A 19951-nucleotide genomic window follows, 5' to 3' on the forward strand; every position below is an offset into this window, starting at 1 on the left:
CAGAGATAAGCAAATAAAGCGTACCGTACAGGTCAGCAGAGAGTCGGAGAATGAAAAACTTGCCGATCTAATCCGTAAGCAGCTGGAAAAAAGATTCCAGAGATAAAGGAGCATTCTATGGCATCATCCGTTTCATCCACAAGTTCATCCATTGGCAACACAGCACTCCGGGGTTTCGGAGGGCTTGCGTCTGGTTTAGACCGCGACGCGCTTGTAGAAGCCATGACACAGAGAACACAAACCAGAGTCACAGAGAAGGAAGCTGATATCACAAAGCTTAAGTGGAAGCAGGATGCATATCGTAATCTCACGGATCAGATCCTGGATATAGAAGATAATTTTCTGAGTTTTTCCAGTGGCTCCAGTGTAAAGGACGAGGATTTATATGAGCCATCTATTGTGACAGCGCAGGGAAATGAGAGCAGCACTAAATATGTCAGTGCATCGGGCCTTTCTGATATGACAGCCCATATTGCAATTTCCGCGGTGACTCGTCTTGCTACATCTGCCACAGTTGTTTCCGGAGTGCGTGGTTCTATTGCACCGATAGAAACATCCATTTCGATGAATCATGCGATCAAGGACTCGCATCTTGCAGGAAAAAGTGTTTCTTTTGGATCTTATGACGTTTCCGGTGCATATCATGAAAGCACCTCCATTACGATGCCTGATAGTTACACGGAGACAGTGGATGGAAAAGAAGTCGAGAAGACAATCGATTACAATACGGATGATACGGAAAAGCTTGTAAGGGAAATCAATACAGCCCTGCGTCAGCAGAAAGCGAGTGTCAGCGATGAAGACAAAGACAATTATCTGCAGCTTGAGTTGACCTCAGATAAAAAGATTCGTCTGACGGGGTCGGAGGGAGAGTTAAACCGTAAAGGAAGTATTCCTGGTGTAAATATCAGTGCAAGCACAGCCCTGAGCGGACTTGGTTTTAAAACAACTCTTACCGGAAATGCCAAAGGCATGATTTCCTTAGAGGAGTTGAATAAGAATGCGGATAAGACTTTTCAAGATGCATATGCCGCAAAAGATACAAAGACCAGCATGGCGCAGTACCTGAAGGAAAACAAGGTTAATATCAGTTTTTCCGGGACATCAAAGGAACTGAGTCTTGTAAATGATGAAGCCGTAAAGGCAGCTGGATTTCATAATATTTCTGAGATTACGTCCAATGAAGATCTGCAGAAGGTCGTACAATCCGCTATGGAGACTGCATTTGGAAAGGGAAAAATCTCTGTTACATTGAAGCAGAGTACAGATGGCAGTGATCAGACCTTGTGCTTTGATGCGGCTGACGGAAAGTCTACACTTACCATCAATGCGTCCGATATACTTGTACGTGGTAATATCGGAATTAAGGAAAATGAATCCAATCGTCTTACACTCCGTAATTCAATTTGGGATAATCGGGAGAAGCTGGGACTTCTTAGTTATCATACAGAAGAAGAGATGAATCAGGCACTGGCCAACTTTTCTATCAATGGAAAGGTAATCAAAGGAATTACTGCTGATACCTCTATTTTTGATATGCTCAGCAAGATTAATAACAGTGATGCGGGAGTAAAAGCGTCATATTTATCAGACAGCGGCAGATTTATCCTGATTTCGGATGAAACAGGAAGCGGGCGGCAAATAGATATCCATGGAGATGGTTCCAACACGATTGCCAATCAGATTTTTGGAGGCGGTCAAAATACCGACGGTCAGGACGCAGAGATGGTATATACCTATGGGGGTACTGTCCAGGAAACTGTAACAAGCAGTACCAATACCTTCCAGATTGATGGGCTTAAGGTCACGGTAAATGGAATCTTTGGCGGCGCCAGTCGTGATGAAAACGGTGATCTGCTTCGTAATGCAAAAGGAGATGTAGTGCTTGACAGCTCTCAGCAGGTTACGTTTACAGCAAAGGCGGATACGGATACTGCAGTAAAAAAGGTAAAGAGCTTTATTGAAGCATTTAATAAGCTGGCAGAGGGTGTACGGAAAGAAGCAACGACCAGACCGGATAAAAGTTATACTCCACTCACAGATGATCAGAAAAAGGAAATGAGTGAGGATGAAATAAAGAAATGGGAGGATAAGGCAAAATCTGGTCTTCTCTATGGGGATAGTACCATAAGTTCCCTTTCTTCTTCACTGGAGACTGTATTTAGCCGGTTTATGAACAATGGCGGAAATTATGAAGAACTTAAGGAGATTGGTATTTCCATGTCAGAAGACACCTTTGATGGAGGAAAGATCCAGTTTGATGAGACAAAGTTCAGAGCAGCCATGGATAATGATCCGGATAAGGTAAAAAAGCTGATGGCCGGTGGTGAAGGAAACAAAGGCCTGGGAGAAATCATAGAAGATATCCTGACCCCCTATGCTACACGTTACGCAACGAGAAACGGTAACTCCTATGGATCGCTTGTAAAAGAGGCAGGATCAACTAAGATTCCTCTGTCCATCAGAGATAATCAGATTTTCAGTGATCTTAATATACAGAATGATATGTTAACACAGCTTAAGGGAAAGTTGAAGACAGAGCAGGAGAGTTATCTTAATCAGTTTTCTACATTGGAAACAACGATCAGCAATTTGAACAGTCAGTCCGCTTACTTGTCTTCATTAGCGTAATACGAGGAACCAAAAATGGAAAATTCCTTCCAAAAATATAAAGAAAACAGTATTCTGTCCATGAGCCAGCCAGAGCTTCTGCTTCTTTGCTTTGATGAAGCAATCAGAAACCTGCGGAAGGCACAGATTTCACTTGATGACAAAGAATATGAATATTTTGAAGCATCCCTTCAAAAAACATCAAGGATAATCCGTTATCTTACGGTGACACTGGAAATGAATGTGCCGATCTCTGCGGATCTTAAGAGGCTTTATAATTATATCAATTTTGACATCGGCAGACTGCTTGCAGGCAGAGAGAGACGGAAAGATGAGCTGCCGGCGCTGATTCAGATCCTTGCAGAACTGAGAGAGGGATTTGAAGGCGCAAGTCGTGAAGCTGGAAATGCGGCGCAAGGACCTTCGGAAACCGGCATTGTCGTGTAAGAGTAAACAGGATTTAATGGCAATGGAAATTACAGATGATGAGACACAGGCTTTAACAAAACAGTCTGCAGATTTAGCGGACCTTACCTGGGAGGCTGCGCTGCTTTTACAAAAGAGATACAATATTATTTCCGACATAAGAAACTGTACGGATGAGCTGTTGGAAGCATCTCAACGGGGCGACCAGATTTCCATTGACCTTCTTATCGGGATCAGAGAGGAAGAAATCCTGAAATGTGAAGAGAACTGGAATGCGCTTCACCAGCTTGTATTGTCGGATACACCCGGAGAGCATTATCTCAGGGAAATGATCTTTGCTGATCCTGAGAGTATGCATCCTGGTAATGGAATTGAAAACAAGCTTTTGGAACTTCGGAGACATATTCAGTCGCTTGTCAATGAAGTGAAAACAAAAGATCGCTGTTTAAGCAGAAATATTGCAAAGGAGAGGTCTTTTTATCACAAATAAATCAGGAAACGGAAATTAACCACATGAATCAGAGGATTGCAGATGGCAAGTTAATAGTCAGCATGGTCGGTAGTACGATGCGAGAAGGAAATCTTGTAGTAAATGTGAAGCAGGCAAGGGATTGGGAAAAGATCTATTTGCTTGCGAGGCATTTTCAGGTTGGAGATCTGGTGTACCTTTCCATGCTTGGAACAGACCTCCCGGTTCCTGTGGATATTCATAAACTCTTTTTTTTACAGTACATTGCGTCGCTAAGATACAACGAAATTGAAGATAGCTCTGAAAACGGGATACTCGATTATTTTAATCAGAGAGGACTTGAAACAACGGTAATCTCCTCTTCCCGGATTCGTAAACTTTACCCAAGAGAAGAAAATGGTGGATGTACGCCACTCGTGCTTCTTTTAAGTCAGGAGAATTTTTTTCTTGCCAAGGGATATCTTGTGGATATGGGTTATTCTCTGGATAAAAGCTTCCCTCATTGTGGAGAAAGGATGTCCGCACCTGACGGATTTATCGTAGAGCTTTATTATGATCTGCCCTTTTTTACAAGAGAACTTGTGAAGGTGACAGAATCGCTGCTTTCTCAGGCAGTGAGGGATCCGCAGAGGCCTTTGATCCGATTTCTGGCAGAAGAGGATCGTTTTTTACTGAAATGGATGAAAGCATGCTGGGATTATTGCAGAGCGGAACTCTCACTCCGGATGATGCTGGATATTTTTATCCTGTATCAGACGTACACCGATCAGGCTAATACAGCGAGAGTTAATATGAAGCATTGTTTGCAAATTCTGAAGCAGGCTAAAGTTGAAGCGCTTGCAATGAGGATCCTTTCCATTTCCGAGATGTGGTTTGGACATTACGAAGGGAAAGATTTGACCAAGGCTGATTTTGAGATCTTTGACAAAATGGAGAAAAGAATCCTAAGCGGTGATAATGAATATGATAATCCGATTCCGGAGGCCGCACATCTGCTGTCAGAAATACAGCTTAGTCAGGAAAAAAGAAATCAGGAGAGGAAAGGAATCATTGACCAGATTCTTTTTGTGCTTCATGTAACGGCAATACATTTTGCAGATGTAATTCACTGGATCTTACCGGGGTATCGCGATATGTGTAGAGAGTATCCGATCCTTACATCCATCCCCCTGCTGCTTCCGATATTCTGGGGGATCCGGGGAGTGAATTTAATTTTGAAGTCTGCATATCACAATAATATATAAAAATTTGTTATAAAAAAGCCACATAATAGTAACCCATCATGGTTGTGATGGGTTACTATGTATTTTTGATTCATCATAATAATAAAATATTTTTATATATTCTTTGTAACTTATAATGGACAAAATTGTGTGAAAACCATTTAAACAGGATTTGTATCAAAATTAATTGTCTTTTTTCTCCAGATGTGAAATCTTATGGATCATATTGGATAGAGCTGCAGAACTTGGAGTGCTTGCTGCTTCATTCGCTTTTGTAGCATAGGAAAGCTCTTCCCGGATGATGGATACAGATTTTGGTGCATCAATGGCAAGACGCACACCATCGGCAGCGGTTTCGACTACAGTAAGCCTAATATTATCTCCAATTAATATGCTGTCGTTTTTTTTACGACGTAAAACTAACATAGTTCCTATAACCCCTTAAAAATCGTCTAGGCAACATTATAACATGTTTTAAAAATTTTTAAATAAAATTTCTGAGAAAAATATAATATCTTTATAAATAATAAACCACAGAATGGCAAAAACTTCAACTGCAACTAAAAAATTATTATTTTATTTATACAAATTCACTCAATTTATGACTGTACTTATAATTGGAATCTGATAAGATGACCTGCATGCCTGTCCGATTCTCAGGATTAATCACGATGGGACACTTGAGATTTACTGTATTATCCTTGTAATTATCACGCAAAACACAGATTGCATAATAGGAAAGTTTATCCTCAGAAGATACGCCCATATAGGCAAGTTCCTCGGGAAGGAGAGAGGGAGCATAATTAGGATCCAGCATAAAGGGATCAATGACTGCAAAGGCGATAGACGGGTTTTCCTTTGCGAGAAGCAGAAGGATAGAACCATCGCTCTGGTCCTCTAATGCGAGTGGTATAAAGCTTTTTAATTCACTAAAACCAAAGATACCGTCCGGAAATGCAAGGATATCTTCGTTGTGATACTCAATTTTTCCATAATCCTTAGACATTAATACTGACATAAATGATTCCTTTTCACTGAAAGTAGGATATTACACATAAAATAGTGTGGTAAAAGTCGGAATGTGATATATAGCTATGTAGAACATTTAACGTAAAGACATTTGATTTGCGATAAAAGAATACTCGCATCATTGGACAAAGTCAAATAGAGAATTTTGCATGATTTTTGATCCTACCTTCATTGCGGCTTGGTAGGAGAACTGATTGGCATACATCTCCGCGATTGCGTCATAGGTATCTACTCCCAGACGTTCGGCATATTCATTTTTGTAAGTATCTTCCTTTAAATCAAGGGCAGTCTGCGTGTTTTCCAGCAGGGAATAACGTACACCAAGCTCACGGTAGGTATTGCTGACGCGGTCCTCGGAATGTGTCCACTCACCGATAATTTCAGCCATGCTGGTATGCAGCTGTTTCCGCACATCGGATGTGTCAGTGGAGTTGGAATTTTCCTTTAATGCATCTGAAAAGTCGGTTGCGGTATAGGTAGCTTTTGAGATTAAAAAAACAGGAGAGTTCTTTAGACCGCTGTCTATGTCTGCATAAATACCTGCCATATCCGGAGTGCTTAATGCGGCTTTTTCCCGCAGGCTGTCAGAGGTAACACCGGTAATCACATTGAGACCACCAGTGTAAGTATCGATCAGTGTCTCTCTTTCTCTGATATTTCCGTAACCGAGATCCATACGTCCCTGTTCTTTCATTGCAGAGGCAATTTTATCGAGCGCGTTTCTGCCAACCGTATCACCTTTCGTGTGAAATTCAGGCTGATTTGAGCCGTCAGATGTACCGTTGTCATAAACAATCGTACCGGTTCCGGGATCCTTTTTTCCAAGGGCGTATTCCATAATGTAACCGTCGGATGCATCCAGATCATCAACGGATGCATTGGTACTGCTTTTTGAATTTTTAGAGGCAGCCTTTTTGGAAGCCTCTATTTCCGCATCGGTTGCCTTACGGAGACGCATTTTCATAACGGTCACTTCGTTCTCGCCCGGGAACTTGTGTTCATAGGTGAGAGTATTGTAGGTATCTGTGTCCAGTGAAATACTTTTATTTCCATCAGGAGTTTTTGAATCTACCGGCAGCGAGGAAATACTTTTAGAATCTTCTTTATCAGAGGATGTCAGTGCAAATGGCAGTGTAGACATATCATTACCACCATATACATAGTAGTTTTCATAGGTAGCATTGAGATTGTTTACGATTGTCTGATTTCTGGTCTGGAATTCCTCAATGACAGTCTGTACAGTGGCTGCATTTCCAGTAGAGGAATCTGTATTAAGGAATTCCAGCTTGCTGTTTGTTTTCCGCATCTCTGCCTGGATCGCGAGAGCACCAGATTCCTGCTGATAGAGTCTGTTTTTGACAGAATCAGCAGTGGTATTTTTAGCCTTGACATCCTGGTATAGATTGTCCAGCTTTTTACCGGCATAATAGGATAAAGGGTCATCCACGGAGCTGTTATACTTTCTTCCGGTGGAAACCTGTTCCATACTTTTATTGTATTTCGATTTCAGATCCTGCACACTTTGTGCATAGGTTTTGTAAAATGTACCACTTGTTACGCGCATTGACTGTCTCCGTTCTTGAGGTTATCCTGCAATGTTAAGAAGTGTTTTCAGTGTGTCATCCAATGTTTGCATGAGTTTTGCTGCTGCATTATAGGATGAGGCATAGGTCATCATATTGGCGGCCTCCTCATCCATACTGACACCGGAAAGCTGGTCACGAGATTGATTGATTGCGGTCCGGACAGCGTCATTAGCGCTTAATGCACTTTTGTTGCTAAATCCGTCATTTGCAAGTACGGTGGAAATATTGTTCATATAGTCACCATAGGATTTCTGATCCAGATCAGGCTGAGCGTCTGTCATGGATTGCAGCATATTGAGCACCGTGTCTGTCGTACTGTCGCCTTTAATACCAATGTGGGTATGATTATTTGTCCAGTTTTTGGCAATGCTGATATTGATGGCACGGATATTGTTTCCTGTTTCCGCATTTGCCGGATCATTGGTGCCGCGGTTTACAAGCAGAAGATACGAGTTGCCTTGTCCATCATCGGTACGGCTTTTAGCATAAGCTTTGCTGGCATCATTTATGGTGCGCAGGTCTTGATCTGCATAGTTCCGCCCGAGCATATTGATTGTATTGAAGTTTTCTGCAAATTTCCCCGCCAGATCATCGAGACGATCCATATAGTAATCATATCCGTAAAAGGTGCCGGTTTTGAGTGTATCTGCATCGGAGGATGCCAGCATATCCAGACTTGCCTGTAGAGATCCGCCGGTAAAGCGCACACTACGGTTGTCGGTTGTCATGGATTGCGGGGCAGCGTCGCTTTTTAGCGGATCGGAGGAAGTGTTCTCGGAACCGGTGAATGTAAGTTCGCTACCGATGGGAGAGCTCTCCGAACCGGATTTCAGTACGACCTTTCCAACATTTTTAGGGGGAATGCTTTCTCCACCAAGAGCGCCATTTACCAGGGTAAGCCGTTGCTCCCGGTTTGCCGCATCTGTATAAACGAGTTCTACACGGAGATCCTCCGGATACGAGGATTTTGTTGTAGCCTTTCCGTCAGCATCATAATTCATCGTTTTAAGACGAGTGACACCGTTTATTTCATAGGTTTCGGAAAAGGTGGACGTTTCAATTGGAACATAGGCAGAAAGCTTATCAAGCAGCAGATTTCGCTGATCTTTGAGTTCCAAAGCGCTGTTTCCAAGCAACTCATTTTTTTTGATTTTTACGTTAAGATCACCGATCTGCCGGATATAGTCATTGATTTCCTGTATTGCGCCATTTTCACTCGTACCAGTTCCGTCTATCTTATGAAATTCGTTTGCCTCTTCTGTCTGGATCTGACGAGCTGCACTGTTTAGTTGATTTGCGGTAGCCGCCATCCGGGAGCGAAGCTCGGATTCATAAACAGGATCGTTTACCTTGGAAGGATCCTGCATGGTAGTGAGTGCTGTCTGGACATTGTCAAATGAGGCAGCGATACCATCTACCTTTGTTTCATCCAGAAACTGCGTAAGTGCACTGACGCTGCTGCTGATGCTCTCGTTGTAGGAAGCGGAGGCATTTTGCTGGCGATATTGTTTATCGAGAAACTGATCCCGGAGCTGAGAGACCTTGTCCATGGAAACGCCAAAACCCACATTAACATCGTTTTCATTCATATAAAAAGAAACCGGGTTCTCATAGTTGAGACCGGAGGTTTCCAGTTTCTGACGGGTATAACCCTCCACGTTCATATTTGCAAGGTTCTGGCTTGTGACGTCCAGCTTTTTGGAATTTGCCTGCATCGCGGTAAGCGCAGTTTGAAAGCCTGCGAATGTAGCTCTGATCATGTTTTCCTCCAGGGTACCATAAAGAATCTATCTATAATTAAATTATCGGCAGAATCCGCGTAATGATAAGAAATAAAGAGAAAGAATCCATCTAAATAAAAAAGTCCGGTTCTATCGCAGAGCCAGACTTTACAATAGTACGATATGAAGCAATCGGTTAGAGCGTGAATAATACAGGCACAAACAGGCGAATGAATTCAGGCTCTTATATCATGGGATACAGCTGCCGCTTCCGGGTGACTGTTTAGGATGAATTCAGTATCCATTATACGTGTCCGCAAAATCCTTGTGGCAGAGGATTGAGCGTCCTGAAGCTGGTTCAAGGCAGTGCGCAGCTGTATGAGACAAGGTGAGAGAGAAACTGAAATTTCCGGATTATCTTCCGCAAGGAGCGTACTGATCGTTTTACTACGGAACCCCAACTTTTCTGATAATGTATTATGGAGAAGCTCCAAACCACGGAATTTAAGCAGCGTGGGCTCTGCACTTTGCATGACCTGACGAAGCTTCTCTATATCTTTTTGAGATGCGGCTGTGGCAAGTGCCTGTTCTGTTTCTGTCAGATGGTCTGCAGTTTTTGTGATTTCGATCAGAAGATCACGGTATTGATGTAATAATTCCGGATTCATGAAATGCTCTCCTATTAAATAAAAATAAACAAAAGCTTTCTCTGGATTGTGTGCTTTTATTCGCGGTATCCGAGCAGCTTTTCTGCAACGCGCCGGGCATTGACATGATACTGTCCTGACTGAACCAGAGCCTTTAATTCTTCCACACAGTCATCGGATACCTGCTTATTTTTGATCTCATGCACAATACGATTAGAAAGTGCTTCCGTAAAAGCTTTATCAGATTGTGCTGCAGGTTGTGATATTTCTATAGAATCACAGTTTATAGCTGCGCTTGTTTTATCTGAATAGGAGGCTCGTTTTCCCATAGGCTTTCCTGCTTCTTTATTATATATTTTACGCTTTTCCATTGAGAGATCGGTATTGAAATTGATACTCATAGCGTTTCCTCCTTTGGTGTGATGCTCTCGGCGAGATCACAATATACTCTTTTATATTATTTGTCGACACAAAATGTAAAATAATAATGGTTTTGAAATAAAATAATATAATTTTTTTGAAGAGCATCTATTTTTCGCTAATAAATTTTGTAAAGCTGACGATAGTATATTTGATATATAATAGTATTGCAATTCATGGGGATGAAAATGGCAAATATTTTACAGGTTTCTAAATCTGCGGTTTCCGCAAAAACAGAGATTTCTGATCATTCCGGAGTTCGGTCACAGGAGTCAGTAACACTTCATCCGGAGAGAGAAAACATATCTGTGCAGGATCCGGCTGCACGTCAGCTGGAGCAGGAAGGCCGCAAATTCATTCATTTTGAGAGCAATGTTCAGAACTTTCTCAGCCGGCTCTCTCAGGGGATGTCACTTTCCAAGGAACTTAACGAGCTCTTTTTCCGCGATTTAGGGACCGCGGCAGAAATCTCGGATCCTGAAACTGATGCACTTTATCAAGCATTGTTAAAGGAGATGGATCTACAGAATCCGGAACAGCTTATGGAGTTTATGGATTCGATCAATCGATCTCAGCGAGGCTTTGCAGGAGACTTTTTTCAAAGTATGCAGAGCATCCTTTCAGCCCCGGTTTCTCAACAGCTTAAGGATGAGGTTTTTCAGTTCGTAAAAAGTTTTGACAATATGTCTGCAGGCTCCCATCTACTTGTACAGCTTAAGGACATTGGCAATGATCTTACACAATTGATTGTTCCGTCCGCCCGGCAGCAATTTACAGCACTTCTTAATGAAATAAACTGGGAGGAAACGCCAGGTAATACAGAGCGAAATGCCAAGGTAATGAATGAAAAAATCATACCTTTTCTCGCAAAGTATATTTCAAAAAATCATCACTATGGAGCGGTACGGACGGCGAGTGCGTTTTTTGTCCTTTATGCGGCTAAATATGAAAACGGAGATCAGACAAGACTTCGGACTGCTTTTGCACGTTTACTAAAAAACGCAAGTTTCCGGTCATACTTTCAAAAGGATCCGGAAGAATCTTTTCAGGAGCTTGTGAAGCAGGCAGAGCAAAAACAGATGGGAGAGTCACGATTCCCGGAGTTGTTTGCAGAGATGCTGGAAAGAGGAGCTGAGGGAAAGGCAGGAGGAGACAGCATCGAGCGATATATGAGTGTTCTTAACAGCCTGCTCATGAATGAGAGTGTTTACATGCCGCTTCTGCATATGCTGATTCCGTTTCACTATCAGGATAAAAATGTGGTATCGGAGATGTGGGTGGATCCGGATGCAGAAGATGAGAGCATTAATAAGGTACAGCGCTTCTTTGTGAAATTTCAAATTGAAGATAAAGGATCTTTTGAACTTGTCTCTACGGTGAAGGATGCTTCTGTCAGTATGCAGATGTTTATACCGCATGAACTTACCATGGATTCGGAACAAATGAACCAGGATATTCAGGAGATTCTGAAACGAAACGGGCTTAAGGTTAAGTCACTGCTGATTACCGGGAAGGAACGGGATCTCCGTGTCGATGAGGTATTTCCAAAGATTAGAGAGAGGGCAAAAAGCATCAATGTCAAAGTATGAAAATTTAAAGCAGAAGCGGGCAGCCGCGCTCAAATATGATCCGGAACGAAACAATGCGCCCGTCGTGGTTGCCGCGGGGATGGGATATACTGCGGAAAGGATTACAGAGGCGGCGATGCGGGCAGGAGTACCGGTATATGAGGATGATTCCACGGCAACGCTTCTCACAAGACTGAAGCTTGGAACGGAGATCCCTCCGGAGTTGTATCATGCGATTGTGGATATTTATCTGTATTTTCTGGGTATGACACCGACGACAGTAAAAGAGGAAAGAAAAGATGCCACTCATTGAATCCATTACGGAATTAAATAACATCGGAAAGAAAAGGGCAGAGGGAGCACAGATACTTTCTGATCGTGCAGAAACATTTCAAAATGTGCTGACGGAAAGAGCGGAAAAAGAATCTCTCTCAAATGTGATACCGACATCCGTATCCACCCAGGCCGTTTCGCCATCGATGCAGGCTGAGCCCAAACAGTCTGAACCTACAAGATTTGACAGAATTTTTGAGGCAGCGTCTCAAACAACAGGGGTACCTGTTCGTATTTTAAAAGCGGTTGCAAAACAGGAATCAGGCTTTTCCAGCACCGCTGTTTCCAAGGCAGGGGCCATGGGCGTCATGCAGCTGATGCCATCTACAGCCAAAAGCCTTGGAGTCAGAGATCCGTTTGATCCGGAGCAGAATATTATGGGTGGAGCAAAGCTGCTTGCTGCCAATCTGAAGGAATATGGAGGCGATCTCAGACTGGCGCTTGCGGCATATAACGCAGGCTCCGGTGCTGTAAAAAAGTATAATGGAATTCCACCTTATCAGGAAACACAAAATTATGTAAAGTCTATCATGGGTAATCTTGGTGGAGAAGGTAAATATGTATCGCGGGACAATTACACTGGTCCCGGTGTTGGCATGTCCAAAGGCCGGGGTGGATCTGACTTATCCGGAATATCAGGATATAGTATAAAGACAAATGAGGATGGCGATATTGTGCTTGATAAAAAGATGTTTTTAAATCTGATTGAGATACTCCGCATGCAGATTTTGATGCATACAGACATGTCGGTCGGGGATACAGAGCCACAATTTATGAATATTTGAACCCTATATAAGACAGTATCACAAGAGCTTTTGAAAATCTTTTTTCAGAAGCTCTTATTTTTTTTAGTTTTTAACCGAACTATATAGTGTAAACAGAAAAAACAATGCATCCAGCAAGGATCCAGCGGGGTGCTAGCGGGGACAGGGAGGTTCCGGCGAAAAAAGAAAGGAAGTTAAATTTATTATGGTTATTCAGCACAATATTCCAGCAACCAATGCATACCGTCAGTTAAACACCAATCAGTCAGCACTTTCCAAGAATCTTGAGAAGCTGTCTTCTGGATACCGCATTAACCGTGCAGCGGATGACGCAGCAGGCCTCGCAATTTCCGAGTCGATGCGTTCCAAGATCAATGGCCTTGATCAGGCAACTGCCAATGCAAATGACGCCATCGGGCTCATCCAGACAGAAGAGGGAGCTCTTACCGAGACGCACAGCATGCTGCAGCGTATGACAACTCTTGCTACACAGGCTGCTAATGGCACGTATAATAAGACATCACGTGCATCCATCCAGAAGGAAATGGATGAGCTTGGCAAGGAGATCAACCGTATCGCCAATAATACTGATTATAATGGTATTAAGCCACTTGCGCAGAAGGGTGAGAACGGTCAGGTTGATACGATGACGATGCAGATCGGTGCCACCAAGGGCGAGACGCTGACTCTCAATGGCTCTGACATGACGACAAATGGTATTTTCAGTGCAATTGATACTGCCAAGAAAGATACGGCTTACAAAGATCTAACAAAAGATCAGAAGACACAGTATGAGGCTGATCTTACCGCTGCGGCTAATGACTTAATTAATAAGAATAATATTACCGGAGCAACTGTGAAGGTCGACACGACGACAGGAGCGCTTACCGTTACAGCTGATAAAGATGCCGCTACTAAAAATCTTTCATTACAGACTGCTATTGATGCTATTTTTACCGAAGACAAGAAAAAGGGTCTGCAGGCATCTGCTACAGATAATTCGGATGGAGTAAAGGCAACCGGAGATCCCGCAAAATTCACGGGTGATGCATCAGGTCTTGAGTATCTGCAGATCGAGTCTACAGAGGGTGAAGATCCGACCGCAAACGCAAACCAGGTTGTACAGAACATCCAGAAGGCGATTGATCATGTCTCCTCCTACAGAGCAGACCTGGGTGCAAAGCAGAACCGTCTGGAGCACACCATCAACAACCTGAAGGTAACATCTGAAAATACTACAGCAGCAGAGTCCCGTATCCGTGATACTGATATGGCAAAGGAGATTGCATCTTATACAAAGAACAACATCCTTTCACAGGCTGCACAGTCTATGCTCGGACAGGCTAATCAGTCCGGTCAGGGTGTACTGTCTCTCCTTCAGTAATACTTTTAAGGAAGGATCAAAACAAGCTAACCGAAAGGTTAGCTTGTTTTTTTATGAATAGGTTTTTGCTTTATAGGGAGATTCTATAATTGTATGGTAGAGACAGACGTAAAGCGGAAAATGCTTTACAAAAAAAGATAAAATAAAGGTCCATATGTCTTTTAACGTATCATGTCTTAGACATATGGGCCTTTGTAAAATTATAGATTATGATGGATTTCTGCGGACGGACCAAAGTGGACCTCCATCGCGGTCACGATATTTCATCTCAGAAATAAGTTGTTCCGGACTCCAGGGTCTCTGACAGTTCTCAAAGTTGTTAGTATCAGCAACATAAATGAGCCCGTCTGAAGTAGTCTTAGCAAGTAATAAAAAATGTCCGGTGTTTGTAAAGGATCCCTTGCCCATGAGAGCAATCAGCAGATGGCCGGCAGAGAGCTCAGACCGGATGGTATCCGGTGTGATATCTGTGACAGGGACCACTTCCATGCCATAAGCAGTCAGCGCATTGGAGATCAGACTGTGGTAGGAGCCTCCACCTGGGGCATATTCCCGATTGGCAACTGCCCAGTCTGCGATTTCCTGTGGTTCTATTACATTGGGATCATCGGAAAAGCTATTTAAAATCATCGCAACCACAGTAGGACCGCATCCATAATGCGCAAGTGGATCCCGTCCCCCGATAAGATAGTTTCCCCAGTGGCTGTCATGCTGATTAAAGTAAAGCATCGGTCCCATGGCTGTGTCAAGGAGTACGTTGTAGTCATTGTCGGTATAATGAAAGCCTTCCGGCAGAGGGAAATCGCTGTTTCCTGTATCTGAGCTTCCGTTCGATCCTGTAAGAACAGAATCTTCTGCATCGGATGAAACATCGACGGACAGGGCATTTTTGGTGTTTTCGGATCCATTGGATACTTCTTCCTGCGGATGCTTTTCCCAATAGGATGTCCACTTGTCATGGATCCCTTGTATACCATTATTTAATACTGCTCCACAGGTTACAAGTCCACTCTCTGCAAGCTCTGATACGGATGGCGCATTTTGGGGCCGGAATGTGGAGTAAGCGGAGACAGTCACGGATGCAGAACAAACGAGGATACCCGTCTTAAGTGCATGTGGAAGCAGACCAGAAGTCGAACTTCGTGTGCGGTTCATCTGGAGACTCCATTTAACTGATTCAGGATAAGCTGCGGAATCTGCGAGAGAGGTGCCTGTTTTATTACGGCTCCGATTTTCCATGCTTCCATTGGCATCCCGTAAACAACACAGGAATCCTTATCCTGGACGATGGTATAGGCACCGTTTTTCCGCATACGCAAAAGACCCGCTGCGCCGTCTGCGCCCATGCCAGTCAGAAGCACGCCAATTGCTTTTTCACGAACATGCTGGGAAACAGAGTTAAATAGTACATCTACGGATGGACGGTGGCCATTGACCCGGTCCTCCTCTGTAACAGTGACTTCATAACCATTTCCGATGCGGATCACTCGCATTTGAAATCCGCCGGGCGCAATCAGGATCCTGCCGCGGCAAACCTTATCCCCATTTTGGGCTTCTTTAACATCCATATGACAGATCCGCTGCAGTCGCTCAGCATACATTTCGGTAAATCCGGCAGGCATATGCTGTGTAACGACAATTCCAGGAGTATCGGCAGGCAGATCCTTTACGACACTCAAGATCGCTTCTGTACCGCCGGTAGAGGCACCAATTGCAATCACTCGGCTACTGTCTGTATATTTACGGATACCGGATGTAGATACAGATGTCCTGAGTACAGGTACGGGTTTCGGGGAGCCGGATGGCAGATGAACATGTGCGTAGCTTGCGAGAAGCACTTTTGATTTTAATGTTCTTTCAAACGCATCAGCCGCGTTTTTACTGTTGAAATCCGGTTTACGGACATAATCCACCGCACCTGCTGCGAGAGCGTCAAATACCCGGATATTAAGAGAAGAACAGAGCACAACAGGTACAGGACAGATGGGCAGCAGATTTTTAAGAAGCTCCAGTCCGTTCATACCAGGCATTTCAATGTCAAGTGTGACTACATCAGGTTTAAGCTCTGGAATTTTTTTTAATGCTTCCAAAGCATTGGATGCGGAGCCGATGACCTCAAATCGATCCTCTTTAGATAAACTCTCCAGGAGAAATCTGCGAAATAATGCAGAATCATCTACATTAAATACTTTAATTTTGGAAAGAGCCATGATAATACTTCCTTTATGTTATGTTTTTTTCTGGTAGATTGCAGGCATGATATACTGATACGGACAGTTGGCCTTATTGAGACCCTCCGAGTGGCCGATGAAGAGATATCCTTCCGGCAATGTGACGTCATAAAAACGCTTTACCAATGCGTCTTTTGTTGGCTGATCAAAATAAATCATGACGTTACGACAGAAAATAAGATCAAATGGACGTTTCCAATGAGGAGTATCCATCAGATTAAAGGTTCGGAAGATTACATTATCCCGTATTACAGGAGCGATGGTATAATTTCCATCCGGTCGGGGGAGAAAGTATTTTTTTTGCCATGCAGACGGGAGTTTGCGGATACTTTCCGTACCATAAACCGGATGCATTGCGGAGTTCAGGATGTTTTGTGATATATCCGATGCCAGCACACGAAGGTCCCAGCGACAGGCATCCGCACCGAAATATTCCCGGAGATACATGGAGATCGTATAGGGCTCCTCTCCACTGGAGCAGCCCGCGCTCCAGATGGACAAGGAGCGATCTTTCATATGCTTTTTTTTAAGTTCCGGAAGCACCACCTGTTCCAGGAAATCAAAATGTTCTTTTTCGCGGAGAAAATAAGTATAGTTTGTTGTAAGGCGGTTCAGCATGGCCGTGATGGCAGCCTGGTCCTTACCGCCAAGTATGAGCTCAGTATAATCGTGAAAGGAGGTATATCCCTCCTGCATCAGCCAGTTTGTGAGGCGGCTTGAGATCAGCTGCTTCTTTTTGCTCAGATTGATCCCATAATTTTTCTGGATATACTGCCAGAGACGGACAAAGTCCTGATCTGTTAAATCCTGCAAGGAAGACCTCCTTTATCACTTAAGACAGCCTGTCCACTGTCTGTGGGCAGGCTGGATGTGCAAGTTTGTATACGATGCGCTGTAAATACTTTTTTAGTTTGTACAGTTAATCAGCGCATTATAGTCAAATGACATGGCAACCGTGCCATCCTCAAGATTCAGCATGCCGTTTAGCAACTTCTGCTGGCGTTTCACAGGGATTGGCCGGATTGCGTTGAAATCAATATCTATGACCTGTCGGACATTGTCCACGACGATACCGATTGGGAGTTCATTGATATTAAGTACAATGATACAGGTCTTGGAAGTATATTCCGGTATCTCGTTTCCCATCAGCAGCTGGATATCCACAATCGGGAGCACCTGTCCTCGCAGATTAATGATGCCCTTTACATACGACGGGAGCATAGGCACGGAAGTAATGGAGTGGCCGTTGATGATTTCAATCACAAATTCTGTACTTATAAACATGAGGAGCCCGCTTGACTCAAAGGTCAGGCAGCGTACCAGTTTTCTGCTGTCATCGTTTGGCTGACTCTCGTCAATCGGGCGGGCTTCATCACTCATCGAAGTAAGTTCTTCTGACATTTTTGCCTCCTTTATGCTTCAATGGCAGCATTGTAGATACCCAGCACATCCAGGATGATGCTGATTGTGCCGTCACCGAGGATGGTACATCCATTGATGCCATAGTTTTTTAAATTAAAGTTTGCAAGATACTGGGGCAGCGGCTTGACCACAACCTGCTGCTCACCGATCAGTTTGTCTGCATAGAGACAGCAGCTTCGATCTGCGGCCTCGACCCAGATTAGTATACCGTCCGAGATATTCTGGCAGGTCCCCTCGATTTGGAAGAAATGATCCAGCCGGACAATCGGATAAAATTCTCCGAGTCGGTCTGCCATCTCGTTTCCACTTTCGTCTCTTACCACATCGGCTTCAGAGAGCTTGAAGGACTGGCGGATGTTTGAAATCGGGATTGTGAATGTGGTATTACCGACGGAAACCTTCATACCGTCCACGATGGCAAGTGTAAGTGGAATCTTCATGGTAATCGTTGTTCCCTTTCCGAGCTCGGATTCAATAGAAAGCGCACCACCGACAGACTCTACATTTTTCTTTACGACATCCATCCCGACACCTCTGCCGGAGTACTCGGTGACTACTTTGTTGGTGGAAAAGCCAGGCAGCATGATCAGTCCCAAAGCTTCTTTCCTTGTATACTGGTCTCGCGGTTTTGTCAGGATTCCTCGTTCTTCCGCTTTATCAAGAAGCTTTTCCGGATCCATACCATACCCATCATCCTTAATAGAGATCACGACCTCAGAGGAAGTATGAGAGGCGGAGAGAATAATTTCTCCTTGTGGATCCTTACCTGCCCTTATACGTTCATCCGAGGTTTCTTCAATGCCATGGTCCATAGAATTACGGACGATATGCATAATCGGATCTTGAATTGCATCAACGATGGTTTTGTCCACTTCGGTGTCCTCACCGATCAGTGTAAGACGAACATCCTTATGCAGCTTTGATTTCATATCGCGGACGATTCGGTTCATTTTCTGAAATACGCCGGAAATGGATACCATGCGGAGTGACATGGAAATGTCTTGCAGGTCATCGGTAAGCTTACGGAGCTGGCGGGCAGATTTCATAAAACTGTCCATATCCTCTTGCGGCAGAAGACGAAGAACAGGATTGGAGGTTACCATAGATTCAGTGATAACAATTTCACCAACCAGGTTGTTTAATGCATCGAGTTTCTGCAGATTTACACTGATCAGACTCTGTTTGACAGGTCCGGTGGATTTTGACTTTGCGGATTTTGCCGGTGCAGAGGTACTGCCGGTAGATGCAGTATTTTGCGGAGCAGGCGTAGCTGCATCAGCAGGTGCAGCTGCAGAAGCTGGAGGTACCGGATCTTCCTTTGGAGGGTCGATGGTTTCAACACTGCTTATATGTGCCATTGTTTTTAGAAGCGTCTCGGCAGAAGCCTCGGCATCAAGTGAATCAAAGGTGAGGTAAAAGCCATTTGCGATGATGCTTTTGGCTGTATCTGGATTACTGTCCATGTCCTGCGGATAATAACGAAATTCCAGTCCACTTTCTTTCAGAGCATTGACAATCATAAAAGCACGGAGGTTTTCCATGCCGACGCCGTCTTCCAGATAGATATGCGTAAAAACATGAGCGTTAGGATCTTTTGGGAGAGATGCCGGATCTGTTGAGGGAGCAGCTGGTGTGGAAGAAGCAGACACTGCTGTATTAGCAGATGCAGCTGCATTACCAGACTCTGCTGCTGTCTCATCCGCCTTAAGGCGAGCCAGATAATCGTCTATGATGGACTGAAATTTACCAACATCCTGATCTGGATCTTCTCCGTTTTCAACTTTTGCAACATTAACTCTTAAATAATCTTCGCTTTTGAACATGAGATCAAAAAGCTTTTCTTTCTGTTCCTTGTTAAGGAAATCAATACCTTTATCCCGGATAAAAAAGAAAAGGTCTTCGACCCGATGTGCAATGACAGAGATTGGAGTAAACTCCATCATTGCACTGGAACCCTTGATCGTATGCATGATCCGGAAAATTTCATTTACATCATCCGTTGAAAAATCCCCGGCTTTTTCATCAGCAACAAGCATCTCGTCCAGACGGTCCAATAGACCATTGGTTTCAAAGAGATACGTGTCAAGCATGCCTTCCATTTCTGCGTTCATGAATTTC

The 19951-nt window shown here is 43.7% G+C and carries 19 protein-coding genes; 8 read left to right on the forward strand and 11 right to left on the reverse strand.

From position 1 onward, the window contains the following. The first annotated feature begins 117 nt into the window (after window positions 1–117). Genes fliD through ACTNEN_RS02390 form a run of 4 tightly spaced genes read left to right on the forward strand, consistent with a single transcriptional unit; the run spans window position 118 to window position 4749 of the window. Window positions 118–2631 carry a flagellar filament capping protein FliD gene (gene fliD, locus ACTNEN_RS02375; protein ID WP_441204464.1) on the forward strand — a complete coding sequence of 838 codons (2514 nt, stop codon included), beginning with the start codon at window positions 118–120 and terminating at the stop codon, window positions 2629–2631. Window positions 2632–2646: 15 nt separating this feature from the next. After that, a complete protein-coding gene (locus ACTNEN_RS02380; protein ID WP_441204465.1) occupies window positions 2647–3057 on the forward strand; it encodes a flagellar export chaperone FliS in 411 nt (136 codons plus the stop codon). A gap of 16 nt (window positions 3058–3073) precedes the next feature. Next, entirely contained in the window at window positions 3074–3526 is a 453-nt protein-coding gene (locus ACTNEN_RS02385) for a hypothetical protein (RefSeq protein WP_441204466.1), read from the forward strand. A 23-nt stretch (window positions 3527–3549) separates the two neighbouring features. Then, window positions 3550–4749, forward strand: coding sequence for a hypothetical protein (locus ACTNEN_RS02390; protein WP_441204467.1), 1200 nt, complete (start codon window positions 3550–3552; stop codon window positions 4747–4749). Window positions 4750–4911: 162 nt separating this feature from the next. On the opposite strand, the gene ACTNEN_RS02395 is transcribed toward ACTNEN_RS02390, so the two are convergent. The 6 genes from ACTNEN_RS02395 to ACTNEN_RS02420 form a co-directional block, all read right to left on the reverse strand. Next, window positions 4912–5154, reverse strand: a complete 243-nt coding sequence (locus tag ACTNEN_RS02395; RefSeq protein WP_441204468.1) for a carbon storage regulator — start codon at window positions 5152–5154, stop codon at window positions 4912–4914. Window positions 5155–5308: 154 nt separating this feature from the next. Then, the gene (gene fliW, locus ACTNEN_RS02400; RefSeq protein WP_441204469.1) at window positions 5309–5746 is read right to left on the reverse strand and encodes a flagellar assembly protein FliW; all 438 of its coding nucleotides are present in this window, start codon (window positions 5744–5746) and stop codon (window positions 5309–5311) included. Window positions 5747–5875: 129 nt separating this feature from the next. Then, the gene (locus ACTNEN_RS02405) at window positions 5876–7321 is read right to left on the reverse strand and encodes a hypothetical protein (protein WP_441204470.1); all 1446 of its coding nucleotides are present in this window, start codon (window positions 7319–7321) and stop codon (window positions 5876–5878) included. Between the two features lie 21 nt (window positions 7322–7342). After that, window positions 7343–9103 carry a flagellar hook-associated protein FlgK gene (locus ACTNEN_RS02410; protein ID WP_441204471.1) on the reverse strand — a complete coding sequence of 587 codons (1761 nt, stop codon included), beginning with the start codon at window positions 9101–9103 and terminating at the stop codon, window positions 7343–7345. Window positions 9104–9300: 197 nt separating this feature from the next. Continuing rightward, the gene (locus tag ACTNEN_RS02415) at window positions 9301–9732 is read right to left on the reverse strand and encodes a hypothetical protein (RefSeq protein ID WP_441204472.1); all 432 of its coding nucleotides are present in this window, start codon (window positions 9730–9732) and stop codon (window positions 9301–9303) included. 56 nt (window positions 9733–9788) lie between these two features. Then, window positions 9789–10112: a flagellar biosynthesis anti-sigma factor FlgM gene (locus ACTNEN_RS02420; protein WP_441204473.1), complete on the reverse strand. Its 324-nt coding sequence runs from the start codon at window positions 10110–10112 to the stop codon at window positions 9789–9791. Window positions 10113–10319: 207 nt separating this feature from the next. Between ACTNEN_RS02420 and ACTNEN_RS02425 the strand changes: the two genes are divergently transcribed. The 4 genes from ACTNEN_RS02425 to ACTNEN_RS02440 all read left to right on the forward strand — a co-directional run bounded on the left by ACTNEN_RS02425 (window position 10320) and on the right by ACTNEN_RS02440 (window position 14180). Beyond that, window positions 10320–11720: a hypothetical protein gene (locus ACTNEN_RS02425; RefSeq protein ID WP_441204474.1), complete on the forward strand. Its 1401-nt coding sequence runs from the start codon at window positions 10320–10322 to the stop codon at window positions 11718–11720. After that, a complete protein-coding gene (locus ACTNEN_RS02430) occupies window positions 11707–12012 on the forward strand; it encodes an EscU/YscU/HrcU family type III secretion system export apparatus switch protein (RefSeq protein WP_441204475.1) in 306 nt (101 codons plus the stop codon). The genes ACTNEN_RS02425 and ACTNEN_RS02430 overlap by 14 nt, the downstream gene beginning before the upstream one ends. Then, window positions 11999–12817, forward strand: a complete 819-nt coding sequence (locus tag ACTNEN_RS02435; protein ID WP_441204476.1) for a lytic transglycosylase domain-containing protein — start codon at window positions 11999–12001, stop codon at window positions 12815–12817. Before ACTNEN_RS02430 ends, ACTNEN_RS02435 begins: the two co-directional genes overlap by 14 nt. 184 nt (window positions 12818–13001) lie before the next feature. Next, a complete protein-coding gene (locus ACTNEN_RS02440) occupies window positions 13002–14180 on the forward strand; it encodes a flagellin N-terminal helical domain-containing protein (RefSeq protein WP_441204477.1) in 1179 nt (392 codons plus the stop codon). A 207-nt stretch (window positions 14181–14387) separates the two neighbouring features. Here the strand turns inward: ACTNEN_RS02440 and ACTNEN_RS02445 are convergent, their stop codons facing one another. From ACTNEN_RS02445 to ACTNEN_RS02465, 5 genes are all read right to left on the reverse strand, one after another. Further along, the gene (locus tag ACTNEN_RS02445; protein WP_441204478.1) at window positions 14388–15335 is read right to left on the reverse strand and encodes a C39 family peptidase; all 948 of its coding nucleotides are present in this window, start codon (window positions 15333–15335) and stop codon (window positions 14388–14390) included. After that, on the reverse strand, window positions 15332–16390 hold the full coding sequence (locus ACTNEN_RS02450) for a protein-glutamate methylesterase/protein-glutamine glutaminase (RefSeq protein ID WP_441204479.1): 1059 nt from the start codon (window positions 16388–16390) through the stop codon (window positions 15332–15334). The genes ACTNEN_RS02445 and ACTNEN_RS02450 overlap by 4 nt, the downstream gene beginning before the upstream one ends. Before the next feature lie 18 nt (window positions 16391–16408). Continuing rightward, window positions 16409–17224 carry a CheR family methyltransferase gene (locus ACTNEN_RS02455; protein ID WP_441204480.1) on the reverse strand — a complete coding sequence of 272 codons (816 nt, stop codon included), beginning with the start codon at window positions 17222–17224 and terminating at the stop codon, window positions 16409–16411. A gap of 93 nt (window positions 17225–17317) precedes the next feature. Next, window positions 17318–17812, reverse strand: coding sequence for a chemotaxis protein CheW (locus ACTNEN_RS02460; protein ID WP_441204481.1), 495 nt, complete (start codon window positions 17810–17812; stop codon window positions 17318–17320). An 11-nt stretch (window positions 17813–17823) separates the two neighbouring features. Beyond that, on the reverse strand, window positions 17824–19944 hold the full coding sequence (locus ACTNEN_RS02465; protein WP_441204482.1) for an ATP-binding protein: 2121 nt from the start codon (window positions 19942–19944) through the stop codon (window positions 17824–17826). Window positions 19945–19951: the final 7 nt, after the last annotated feature.

Source organism: Oribacterium sp. HCP28S3_H8 (assembly GCF_052064775.1).
In the GTDB taxonomy this organism is placed as follows: Bacteria; Bacillota; Clostridia; order Lachnospirales; family Lachnospiraceae; genus Oribacterium.

What these genes read in the sequence shown, in the direction of transcription:
- fliD (WP_441204464.1), top strand. Translation starts at nt 118, where the DNA reads ATGGCATCATCCGTTTCATCCACAAGTTCATCCATTGGCAACACAGCA.
- ACTNEN_RS02380 (WP_441204465.1), top strand. Translation starts at nt 2,647, where the DNA reads ATGGAAAATTCCTTCCAAAAATATAAAGAAAACAGTATTCTGTCCATG.
- ACTNEN_RS02385 (WP_441204466.1), top strand. Translation starts at nt 3,074, where the DNA reads ATGGCAATGGAAATTACAGATGATGAGACACAGGCTTTAACAAAACAG.
- ACTNEN_RS02390 (WP_441204467.1), top strand. Translation starts at nt 3,550, where the DNA reads ATGAATCAGAGGATTGCAGATGGCAAGTTAATAGTCAGCATGGTCGGT.
- ACTNEN_RS02395 (WP_441204468.1), bottom strand. Translation starts at nt 5,154, where the DNA reads ATGTTAGTTTTACGTCGTAAAAAAAACGACAGCATATTAATTGGAGAT.
- fliW (WP_441204469.1), bottom strand. Translation starts at nt 5,746, where the DNA reads ATGTCAGTATTAATGTCTAAGGATTATGGAAAAATTGAGTATCACAAC.
- ACTNEN_RS02405 (WP_441204470.1), bottom strand. Translation starts at nt 7,321, where the DNA reads ATGCGCGTAACAAGTGGTACATTTTACAAAACCTATGCACAAAGTGTG.
- ACTNEN_RS02410 (WP_441204471.1), bottom strand. Translation starts at nt 9,103, where the DNA reads ATGATCAGAGCTACATTCGCAGGCTTTCAAACTGCGCTTACCGCGATG.
- ACTNEN_RS02415 (WP_441204472.1), bottom strand. Translation starts at nt 9,732, where the DNA reads ATGAATCCGGAATTATTACATCAATACCGTGATCTTCTGATCGAAATC.
- ACTNEN_RS02420 (WP_441204473.1), bottom strand. Translation starts at nt 10,112, where the DNA reads ATGAGTATCAATTTCAATACCGATCTCTCAATGGAAAAGCGTAAAATA.
- ACTNEN_RS02425 (WP_441204474.1), top strand. Translation starts at nt 10,320, where the DNA reads ATGGCAAATATTTTACAGGTTTCTAAATCTGCGGTTTCCGCAAAAACA.
- ACTNEN_RS02430 (WP_441204475.1), top strand. Translation starts at nt 11,707, where the DNA reads ATGTCAAAGTATGAAAATTTAAAGCAGAAGCGGGCAGCCGCGCTCAAA.
- ACTNEN_RS02435 (WP_441204476.1), top strand. Translation starts at nt 11,999, where the DNA reads ATGCCACTCATTGAATCCATTACGGAATTAAATAACATCGGAAAGAAA.
- ACTNEN_RS02440 (WP_441204477.1), top strand. Translation starts at nt 13,002, where the DNA reads ATGGTTATTCAGCACAATATTCCAGCAACCAATGCATACCGTCAGTTA.
- ACTNEN_RS02445 (WP_441204478.1), bottom strand. Translation starts at nt 15,335, where the DNA reads ATGAACCGCACACGAAGTTCGACTTCTGGTCTGCTTCCACATGCACTT.
- ACTNEN_RS02450 (WP_441204479.1), bottom strand. Translation starts at nt 16,390, where the DNA reads ATGGCTCTTTCCAAAATTAAAGTATTTAATGTAGATGATTCTGCATTA.
- ACTNEN_RS02460 (WP_441204481.1), bottom strand. Translation starts at nt 17,812, where the DNA reads ATGTCAGAAGAACTTACTTCGATGAGTGATGAAGCCCGCCCGATTGAC.
- ACTNEN_RS02465 (WP_441204482.1), bottom strand. Translation starts at nt 19,944, where the DNA reads ATGAACGCAGAAATGGAAGGCATGCTTGACACGTATCTCTTTGAAACC.